9 protein-coding genes are annotated in these 10051 nt (G+C 31.4%); all 9 read right to left on the bottom strand.

Annotated features, from left to right (window positions below):
• Positions 1-637: 637 nt before the first annotated feature.
• The gene (locus ACLUJM_RS11335; RefSeq protein ID WP_002297310.1) at positions 638-2380 is read right to left on the bottom strand and encodes an ABC transporter ATP-binding protein; all 1743 of its coding nucleotides are present in this window, start codon (positions 2378-2380) and stop codon (positions 638-640) included.
• Positions 2364-4118: an ABC transporter ATP-binding protein gene (locus ACLUJM_RS11330; protein WP_002297309.1), complete on the bottom strand. Its 1755-nt coding sequence runs from the start codon at positions 4116-4118 to the stop codon at positions 2364-2366. The genes ACLUJM_RS11335 and ACLUJM_RS11330 overlap by 17 nt, the downstream gene beginning before the upstream one ends.
• A gap of 109 nt (positions 4119-4227) precedes the next feature.
• Positions 4228-4797 (bottom strand): MptD family putative ECF transporter S component, encoded by a 570-nt coding sequence (locus tag ACLUJM_RS11325; RefSeq protein WP_002297308.1) that lies wholly within the window; start codon positions 4795-4797, stop codon positions 4228-4230.
• A gap of 17 nt (positions 4798-4814) precedes the next feature.
• A complete protein-coding gene (locus tag ACLUJM_RS11320) occupies positions 4815-6239 on the bottom strand; it encodes an ABC transporter ATP-binding protein (protein WP_002311663.1) in 1425 nt (474 codons plus the stop codon).
• 1 nt (position 6240) lies between these two features.
• A complete protein-coding gene (locus ACLUJM_RS11315; protein WP_002297304.1) occupies positions 6241-6909 on the bottom strand; it encodes an energy-coupling factor transporter transmembrane component T in 669 nt (222 codons plus the stop codon).
• Between the two features lie 130 nt (positions 6910-7039).
• Positions 7040-7624: a TetR/AcrR family transcriptional regulator gene (locus ACLUJM_RS11310; RefSeq protein ID WP_071858995.1), complete on the bottom strand. Its 585-nt coding sequence runs from the start codon at positions 7622-7624 to the stop codon at positions 7040-7042.
• Between the two features lie 330 nt (positions 7625-7954).
• Positions 7955-8188, bottom strand: coding sequence for a metal-dependent transcriptional regulator (locus ACLUJM_RS11305; protein ID WP_002297302.1), 234 nt, complete (start codon positions 8186-8188; stop codon positions 7955-7957).
• A gap of 14 nt (positions 8189-8202) precedes the next feature.
• A complete protein-coding gene (locus ACLUJM_RS11300; RefSeq protein ID WP_002297295.1) occupies positions 8203-9153 on the bottom strand; it encodes a metal ABC transporter substrate-binding protein in 951 nt (316 codons plus the stop codon).
• Positions 9150-9992, bottom strand: coding sequence for a metal ABC transporter permease (locus ACLUJM_RS11295; RefSeq protein ID WP_002297294.1), 843 nt, complete (start codon positions 9990-9992; stop codon positions 9150-9152). Before ACLUJM_RS11295 ends, ACLUJM_RS11300 begins: the two co-directional genes overlap by 4 nt.
• Between the last annotated feature and the right edge of the window lie 59 nt (positions 9993-10051).

Genomic DNA, 10051 nt, shown 5'->3' with positions numbered 1-10051 from the left:
ATTTAGCGAGAGCGGTGCGATCTCCTGCGGCTTTTAATTCCTGACGTTTATCTGCATACTTTTCAATCATCGCCATTTGTTTCTTTGCTTTAGCAATTTTCGACTTTTTTGCCATATACCTTTATACTCCTTTTATTTTGATTTAGACACCTCAAATCGTAATCGTTACGTTTTGACACTGATACTTTACCAACAAGAGTTGCTCTTGTCAACAATAAATAACATGAAATAAAACTCATATGAATAGATAACTATTTGAAAACGAATTTATCGGTACATAGAGATAATCAAATCATTTAAAAGAATATGCAGTTTAGGCTCTGAAAAATAAGAATTCACTTTTATTAGTCCAATCAAACACAAATACCGTTTTAAGTAGCTTTTCCTCTACTTAAAACGGCAATATGAAAGAAACTATAACTTTTTATTCAATCTTTTATGTTTAACTGGTTTATCGCCAATTTTTTAAAACTTTGATTATTCCTTATATTATAAGAATAGACATTAAGTGAACTAATTCAATCATACTGATTCTTTCGTGTATTCAAAATTAGATGCTGTTTAATAAAATTATTCTTTTTGAAAAAGAATTATAACTATATCCCAAAAATTGTAGGTTAATTTAAAGCCTATTTCATCATCGTGATTGAGCTTCTTTTTCATAGACGAATTTCTCAGATAGTTTAGTTTTCTTTATGAGATTTTTGTATATTTCTGACCTTCGATACAACTCATTATGAGTACCTTGATCAACTAGTTTTCCTTGATCCATCACTACAATTTTATTTACCTTTTCAATAGACTTCAAGCGATGCGATATAATTAGTACTGTCTTATCTTGTATTAAACGATTTAAACTTTCCTGAATACGTTTTTCATTTTCCGCATCTAAACTGGCAGTAATTTCATCTAAAATTAAAATTGGCGCATTTTTCAAAAAAGCCCGTGCTATGGATAGGCGTTGTCGCTCTCCTCCAGAAAGTGAACTTCCGTTTTCTCCGACCAATGTATGATAACCGTCAGGTAGTTTTTCAATAAAGTCTTCGCAGTTAGCTAAACGAGCTGCTTTTTTCACTTCCTCATCTGACGCTTGACTATTTCCAATACGTATATTTTCCAAAATACTTGTATTAAACAAAGTTACCTCTTGAAAAACAATAGCGATTTTGCTAAACAAAGAAGCTGGAGATACACGTTTAATATCATACCCATCAATTAAAATACAGCCTTCATCATAATCATACAGTCTAGACACTAATTTCAAGATACTAGTTTTCCCGGAACCACTAGCACCTACTAACGCAGTCACTTCTCCTTGTTTAGCCGTAAAAGAGATATGATCTAAAATTGGGGTATTGTTATCATATGAGAAAGAGACATCTCGCAACTCAATGTCAAAAGATTTCAGAGGACTATCTGATCCCTCTTGGATACTGGTTTCCTTCATAGCTCTAATTCGCTGTATTTTAGGAGCTAAATAAAATATTTCAAGCACTGCTTCTTTCATAGAATCGAAGGAATCCTTTATTTTTATTGCGGCTAGTAAGTAACCAACGACGTAGAGTATAGTCACTTCACCCGTTAACAGTAAGTGAACACCTACTAGAATGACTACTGCTAAACTAACATATGAGAAAATAGAGGATAAGGCCATGACTGAAAAAGTACTTAATTCTACCTTTAAATGAATCCTTTCACTCTCTTCCATTTTTTTGAAAAGTCTGTCTTGAACTTTTTTAGATAGATTAAAGCTATTAATCTCTTGCTGCAATTCAATAGTTTCTTGAAATTCTTCCGAGTTTTCTCTCAAAGTATCGTAATATTTAGTATTGGCTTTCGTTTGGGATTTCTTTGATAACAAGATTAAGACAAAACTAAATAACGTTGGCAAAATAACAGCTAATCCCATTTTGACATTACCAACCAAAAGCATCACTGAAATAAAAGGGAAAAACAGAGCCATACCGCCGGCTTTAGGTATTGCATGACTCATCGCATGCTCAATACCTTCAACGTCAGACATGATAGTTTGAGATAAATCTGATAAATTATGTTTTGAAAAATAGGATAATGGTAAATTTGACAAATCGTCTGCAATTTGCACTCTTAAATGCGCACTTTCTTTATAAGTACTATTATATAAGTTTTCATACTCCCTATCTAACAACCAATACATGAAAAGCAAAGTAACAAACGATACTGCAAAATAAAGCCAACGGGGCTTTGCATTTTCTAAAACTAATTCGTCTATCAGCATCATTATAATGAATGCTGGTACCATATTAATGCAGTATACAAAAAAACTAGAAATAGAAGCTTTAGTTAAAGCTTCTGCGCCCTGATCAGTTAAAGCAAATTTTTTTTTATAAAAATTTTTCATTGTCAAGCCTCCAATCATTTGCATTCTCATAATTAGTGACCAATTGTTTATACACTCGATGTTTAGCCATTAATTCATTATGATTTCCACGTTCTACTATTTTTCCTTCTGACAAGACAAGAATTTCATCTACAGATTTAATGCTGGATAATCGATGAGCTATCATAATAACTGTTTTTTCTTTCATCAAATATTGAAAAGCCTTTTGTAGTTCATACTCATTATCTGGATCAATAGATGCACTGGCTTCATCCATAATAACAATCTTTGCATCTTTTAAAATTGCTCTGGCAATAGCTATACGTTGTTTTTCTCCTCCTGACAGATAAACTCCTTTACTACCAATTAAGGTATGCTCTCTTTCGGGAAATTTTTCTAAAATCGATTCGCAACCGGCTAATCTTAGCGCGTCAAATACTTTACTTGCTGGCGCTTGAGGATTTGCTATAGAAACGTTATCGTAAATACTCTGATTGAATAGTTTCGTATCTTGAAAGACAAAAGCAATTGTGTTAATAATTGTGTCTTTTGAATAGTGATTTAAAGGCTTACCACCAATTTTAATCTGTCCCTTATCCACATTGTAGAAACCTGAAATTAGTTTAGCTATCGTACTCTTTCCGCTTCCTGATTTTCCTACTAATGCATAAATTCTTTTTTGTTCTAAAACTAAGTTGAAATTTTCTAAAACACACTCTTCTTTGTATGAAAAGCTGACATTTTCAAATGCAATGTCACAATTTTTAATCTGTGTCTCGTTCCCATATTTTAGTTGGTCTTGCTTCATTTCTAAATAAAGGGAGTCTAGTGTTTCGACTGCATATCTTGCTTCAAACAAGTGCATACTTACATACATTATTCTCATGAAAGAAACAAAAATAATTCCACTTAAAAAAAACAACATCAACAAGTCAACAGCTAAGATCTTGGGAGTGGTAAGAGAAGTTATAAAAAAGGTTATAGGAACTATCAAAATGCAAACTATGCCAAAAAATAGCCATTGAAAAAGAACAAAAGGTGTTTTCCCACTCAAAGAATACTTATATGCAAACTTAGCATAATCGTTAATTGCTTTATTCAAGGCTTTAAATGATGTTACTTTAGCACCAAATATCTTTATAACTTGAATTCCGCGGATATATTCTACCGTTTCAGAGCTTAACACATCTAACGATTCTTGATATTTTTGAATAAAATTTGTATTCTCTGTCATTTTCTTTAACAAGAATACACCAATTACTAACATGGCGATTAGAACCAATCCAATTTTAAAGTTAATGAAAAAGCCTAAGGCAACTGATAAAACAGGTGTTACTATGGCTTGAGCACTATCTGGAATCAAGTGAGCAATTGCCATATGTGTTTTAGCCGCGTTGTCATCAATTGTCTTTCGAATATATCCCGAAGAATTTAAATCAAAAAAACGAAAACTTGCTTCTGTTAAACCGCTAATTCCCTTTTTTCTCAAATTAGTCTCTAAGCGAAACCCAAGGATATGAGAAAATAAGCCAGAAAAAATATAAAATAAAGCTCCTAAAGTTAACCAAGCAACAGTTTGAACCGCATAACTCTTAGCTAAATATTCATCTCCTACAATAATTAGAGACTGAAGAAATTTGTAAATACTGTAATATCCATAGACTGTTAATACGACAGAAAAATCAGAAAATAAAGTGGCTAACCATCCGTAGTATTTCATTTTAGGGACATAACTAAATAATTTTTTGTATACTTTCATTTTTTCCTCCCCCGCATTCAATTTCTTCTCTTATTCGTTTACAACTGTTAATGCTTTCCGTAATAGCGTAAATTAGAGATGTACAAACAGATAGAAGGTAAACTACGTTCTATTTTTTGTATTTTTTTAAGACTTTTCTTCCAATCAATACACCAATCATAGATAAACTTGCTACAACTAACACTGAAATAATTCCCCATATACCCACCGCGTAGTGGATCATTGCATCCATTGTTGCAGCAGATTGTCCTCTATCTATCCAGTCTTGACGAAAACGATCTGTAAAGAACCATATGGGAATCCACTGTCCGGCAGCACTGCCTAGTTGCATTAGAACCCAAGACACAACTTGAGGAATTGCTCGATCATATCCAAATACAGATAGAATAATATCAGCTAAGATCGCCATACTAATCGAACTGATAAACCAAGGTAAGTACGCCCCGCCCATTAACGTAAAAAATAACAATAAAACAATTGTGTAAATAGTAAAAATTCCTTTTCTAGGGTAGTTATAGCTAATATAAACAAATATGATTCCAGATAATAATCCAAAAATCCCTGGGGATATGCTGTGACCAAACGCCCCACCAATACTACTAACCATTATTGAAAAAAAGTAAATTACTAGGGAAATAACTGTAGCTAAACCAATAAAAATATAATCTTTTGTTTTCATATATATTCTCCTCAATTCTATTTCGTTATGTCATTAAAAATCTGTTCTATCAAAGTTGAATCTTCTACTCTAAGTTTTATATCTTTTTTTATTCCACCATTTTTTAAATAAATAATTCTATTGCATGTTTTATAAAGAAATTCCGGATCATGAGTGGCTATAACTACTGCACCCTTTTCTTTTAAGTCTTTAATAAGGTCAGCAATCCTTTCCATATTGATATAATCCAACCCACTTGTAGGTTCATCAAATAGAAATAAATTAGTTTTTGACAATGAAGCTATAGAAACCAATAATCTTTGTTTTTCTCCACCGGATAAATCAAACGGTAATTGATCTTTCATTTTATAAAGTTCCATTTTTTTTAAAATTTTTTCTTGCTGATCTTTACTAACTATTTCATTCCCCAGGGCTAACTCGCTCCTCACTGATTCTGTGAAAAATTGGTAATCCATTTCTTGCATTACTAAAAACGGCGATGACAAATTTTTTTTATTTTCGATTATCTTTCCTTTGGTAGGGCGAATAATCTTCATGAGTATTCTTAGTAAGGTTGTTTTCCCCACACCGTTTTTCCCTACCAAACCAATAACATCTCCAACTTTGACATCAAAATTTATGTCTTTTAGAATATTTTCATAAGTAATTTCTTCAACTTTTAATACATCTGCACTTACCTTTTCGATATAGGGAACTTCAATCGAACTATTAAAAATGTCAAATTTCCTTAATGCGTTATTGTTTTCAGTTTTTAACAACTGAATAGTTGTAGTTTTTACAGTTCTATTTTTAACAAATAGAACTTGATCAATTAATTCTTTCAAATAGTAAAAACGATGTTCAGCTATAACAATAGTAAATCCTTTATTTTTTAAATCACAAAGTAAGTCAGCAAGTTTCTTAGTCGCTTTGAAGTCCAAATTTGAAGACGGTTCATCCAATATAATTAATTTAGAGTTTAGCGATAAACTACATCCAATAGAAATTTTCTGCCGTTCACCACTTGATAGCGAAAAAATGTTTTTATCTAATATATTTGAAAGATCTAATAATTCAGCTAATTCATTGATTCTTTTATCCATATGCTCTTTTGTAAATCCAAAGTTTTCCATCGAAAATACTAACTCACTCGTTGTATTTGTTGTAAAGAATTGTCCTCTAGGATTTTGACTTACGTAGCCAATATTTTTTGATATACTTTCTTGTGTTAAGGATTGTAGCGAGTTATTTTCAAATAAAATTTCCCCAACCAATTTTCCGTCATAAAGTCTTGGAATAAGTCCATTCATTAACTTTAATAGTGTGGATTTCCCACTCCCAGAAGAACCAGTAATCAATGTAAGACTGCCTTTTTTTATTGAAAAATTAAGGTCAACAAGCGCTTGTTCCTTAACATCCTTATATGAAAAAGAAACATTGTTAAATTCAAACAATTCTTTCACCTCAAATCAAAATACTTAAGAAAAAAATAGTAACGGAAAACAGGATGATATAGTCTAATAAGCTCATGTTTGTTTTATAGTAAGAACTTCTTTTCACAGGAGATTCTATCCCCTTTGTTATTGCATTAGCGGTCATTTCTTCAGCAATCATAGTTGCACGTATAAGAACGGGAACTAACAGAAATTCCAAATATTGCAGAGGCTGAAAAAAAGACAAGCGAATGTTTCTCATTTTTAAAGATTCTTTAATCATTCTTATTTCAGAACGATAAGTCGGAAAGAATCTGATCACTACTGTAATACTTAACATTATTTTTTTCGGTAAATGTATTTTTTCTAAAGAGGATAATAATTCATTGCTAGTATAGACACTAACCAACAACCATGAGATCATTACGACCGGCAACATTCGAAATACAATATATAAGGATGTCCCAAAAAATATAGTAAAAAACTCTATCTTGATAGCATCAATAATTTTCATTACTAAAAACAGAACTGAATAAATCAAGATGAAATAAATACATGTCTTTATTTTACGAAACATCAATACTAAAACTGTAGCAATAATGAAACACCCCACTTGAAATATATTTCCCTTTCCTAAAAAAATAATGACCGGAAAAAAAATATTTAAAGTAATCAAGGTTAACGGATTGATTTTTGACACTCTTTCACCTCCAAAAAATAAGATCGCACTGTTATCTTAAGCTGACAAAAATGCACCGTTATTCAGATAACAGTGCGATCTTATCAAAAAGCATAACTGAGAACAATTCTCAATGCAAGCTTTTTTTTAATTAACTCAGTAATTCAATCCACCCAGGAACAGAAAATTGATACAATCTTCTGGTTAATAGCATAGTCTTTTCTTTTGAATAGCTATGCTTCAATATATCATAGAATGTAGCGTAGAATGAGTAAATGTAGAAGTGGATTTCTTCTTCATTAAAGACTAAATTTTGATTGATCATTCCGATAGTCTTTAACTTATCTAGACAACAGACTGTCTTTTTTGTCACAAATGATGTAATTTTTTCAACAATATCTTGATATTTGGTTCCAGCTGATTGGAATAAAACCAAATCGAATATACGTTTATTCTCAAAAATATAATTAATAAATGGATCTAATTCATTGAAGTTCTCTCTCCAACTTTTCTCTATATCTATATTTTCTAAGTTTAAGAGGTATTTGGTAAACTCTTCATTATACATATTAATAAGCGCATTAATATGCGGCTGAATAATTTCTTCAAATAACGCTTCCTTAGAAGTAAAATGTTTATAAAAAGCACCCGTAGTTACGCCTGCGGTCAAGCACAGTTGCCTTATCTTAGTTTGCTGAAATCCTTCTTTTTCAAAATGGCTTAGTCCACTTTCTATTAATTTTTGGTGAGTTGTAATATAATCTCTGGTTTCTATGGGTACTTCCTCCTAATAAGATGAATTAACTATATTATCTTACACAGGACTTGAAGTTTCAATCGTTAACGTCTATTACTGAACTCATTCCTTAGAGCTAAACTAATGAGAAAGAGCAAAATAACTGATACAAAAAGCAATCCTACAAGAATTAATAGACTCATCTAAATCATTCACCTTTTCTAAAATAATCCGAGAAAGATTTAAAAAAATTATATCCAGCTATTAGGGTAAGTCCTATCATAATCACTCCAATAGCCATTTTCTTATCCTCCCTAAAAATAAAGTCTTTTACTTAAAACCTTTTTTGTAATCGTCAATAAATTTTTTCCCTTTATCAGTTAATTGAAATCCTATATCTAAATAGTCCTCATATCTAAGTTTAGCCAGCATCTCACTTACAGATGCTGGACTAACACTTAGAACTTTTGCTAAATCATTATTTTTTAATTTCTTTTTTCTTTTTGATAATTCCTGAATTGCTAGTAAATAAATTAGTATAGTAGTCGTTTTAATTTGTACCATACCTACCCTCCAAATTATTTCGAAAGGCCTTCAGCAATTTTATCCAGGTTCCATTTCATCATCGCATAGTAACTATCACCATCTTGTCCTTTTTCTGCAATTGAATCAGTAAAAATCGTTGAATAGATAGGAATATTGGTATCTTTTGATACTGTTTTCATTGGTCTATCGTCCACACTGCTTTCTACGAATAAGGAGGGAACTTTTGTTGTGCGTAATTTTTCAACTAAGTGTTTTATTTGATCTGGTGTTCCTTCTTCTTCAGTGTTGATTTCCCAAATGTAAGCAGAAGGCACATTATACGCTTTCGAGAAATATTTAAAGCATCCTTCACTTGTAACAATCATTTTTTTATCATTCGGAATTGAAGCAAATTTAGATTTAGCTTCTTTGTCTAGAGAATCCAATTTTTCAATATACTTATCTAGATTTTCTTTATAGAATTTTTTATTATCAGGATCTTTTTCCGCTAACTGTTTTTCAATATTTTTAGCGTAAATAATACCGTTTTCTAAATTTAACCAAGCATGGGGATCTTCCTTCCCTTTCTCACTCTGACCCTCTAAGTAAATAACATCTATGCCATCACTTGCTGCAAAATAGTCTTTGTTTTCCTCTTTGTTCGCATTTTTTACTAATTTTGTAAACCAAGCATTTCCTCCAGTTTCCAAGTTAACACCGTTATAAAAAATCAAATCTGCTTTTGAAGTTTTTTGAACATCTTCAGGCAAAGGTTCATATTCGTGGGGATCTTTCCCAATAGGTACGATACTGTGTAAATCAATTTTATCTTTTGCTATATTTTCAGTAATATCTGCTAAAATCGAATTAGTAACTACTACCTTTAATTTTTCGTTCGAAGCCACTGTATCTTTGTCTTTACTATTTGTTGAACATGCCCCGAATATAAAAAGAGCAATCAAAATCCCCAGACTTCCCAGTACTGCTTTCCATTTTCTCATCATAACTTTCTCTCCTTCTTTCTTAAAAATTTTTGTTTTGGTGAGATTAGAAAACTAATTACAAATAAGAATGCCGCTGTTAAAACAATACTTGATCCTGCTGCTATGTTAAAACTATAACCAATGAACAAACCTAGCAATGATGAGCACGCTCCGACTGTCGCCGAAATAAATATCATAGTTTTTAAGCTGTTTGCATATAAATATGCTGTAGCAGCTGGTGTAATTAACATTGCAACAATTAATATAGTTCCCACACTTTGCATAGCTGTTACTGCTACTAAAGTTAATAGAATCATTAATAGATAATGATAAAAACTGACATTCATCCCCATTGCTTTTGCCATTAATGGATCAAAAGAAGTGATTAATAATTCTTTAAAAAATAGAACAACTGTAACCAACACTAAAACAGAAACGCCAATTGTAATCCACTTATCAATATCTTGTACAGCTAAAATATTTCCAAATAAGATATGAAATAAATCCGTTGAGCTATTTGCAACTCCTATAAGGATAACTCCTAATGCTAAAAAAGAACTGAAAGTAATACCAATTGCTGTATCTCCTTTTATTACACTATTGCTTTTTATAAAAGTAATAATGATAGAAGCTAATAGACCAAATACAATCGCACCAATAAAAAAATTAATACCTAAAATATAAGAAATTGCTACTCCTGGCAAAACAGCATGAGAAATAGCATCACCCATAAGAGACATTCCTCTTAAAATAATAAAACAACCTACTGTTCCAGAAACAATCCCTATAACTACAGATGTAATTAGAGCATTCTGTAAAAAGTGAAAGTCATACAGACCATTAATAAAATTTTGAAGCATATTATTCCCCCTTGTATATTAGAGTTAGGGTTTTAACCTTCCGGTTTTGATTGGATAAC

Source organism: Finegoldia sp. (genome assembly GCF_046991905.1).
Taxonomy (GTDB): Bacteria; Bacillota; Clostridia; order Tissierellales; family Peptoniphilaceae; genus Finegoldia.
This window is presented reverse-complemented; position numbering and strand designations above follow the sequence as displayed.

Bases quoted from the DNA above. Each gene is read 5' to 3' on its own strand.
- ACLUJM_RS11335 (WP_002297310.1), bottom strand. From the start codon at position 2,380: ATGAAAAATTTTTATAAAAAAAAATTTGCTTTAACTGATCAGGGCGCA.
- ACLUJM_RS11305 (WP_002297302.1), bottom strand. From the start codon at position 8,188: ATGGTACAAATTAAAACGACTACTATACTAATTTATTTACTAGCAATT.
- ACLUJM_RS11295 (WP_002297294.1), bottom strand. From the start codon at position 9,992: ATGCTTCAAAATTTTATTAATGGTCTGTATGACTTTCACTTTTTACAG.
- ACLUJM_RS11325 (WP_002297308.1), bottom strand. From the start codon at position 4,797: ATGAAAACAAAAGATTATATTTTTATTGGTTTAGCTACAGTTATTTCC.
- ACLUJM_RS11330 (WP_002297309.1), bottom strand. From the start codon at position 4,118: ATGAAAGTATACAAAAAATTATTTAGTTATGTCCCTAAAATGAAATAC.
- ACLUJM_RS11300 (WP_002297295.1), bottom strand. From the start codon at position 9,153: ATGATGAGAAAATGGAAAGCAGTACTGGGAAGTCTGGGGATTTTGATT.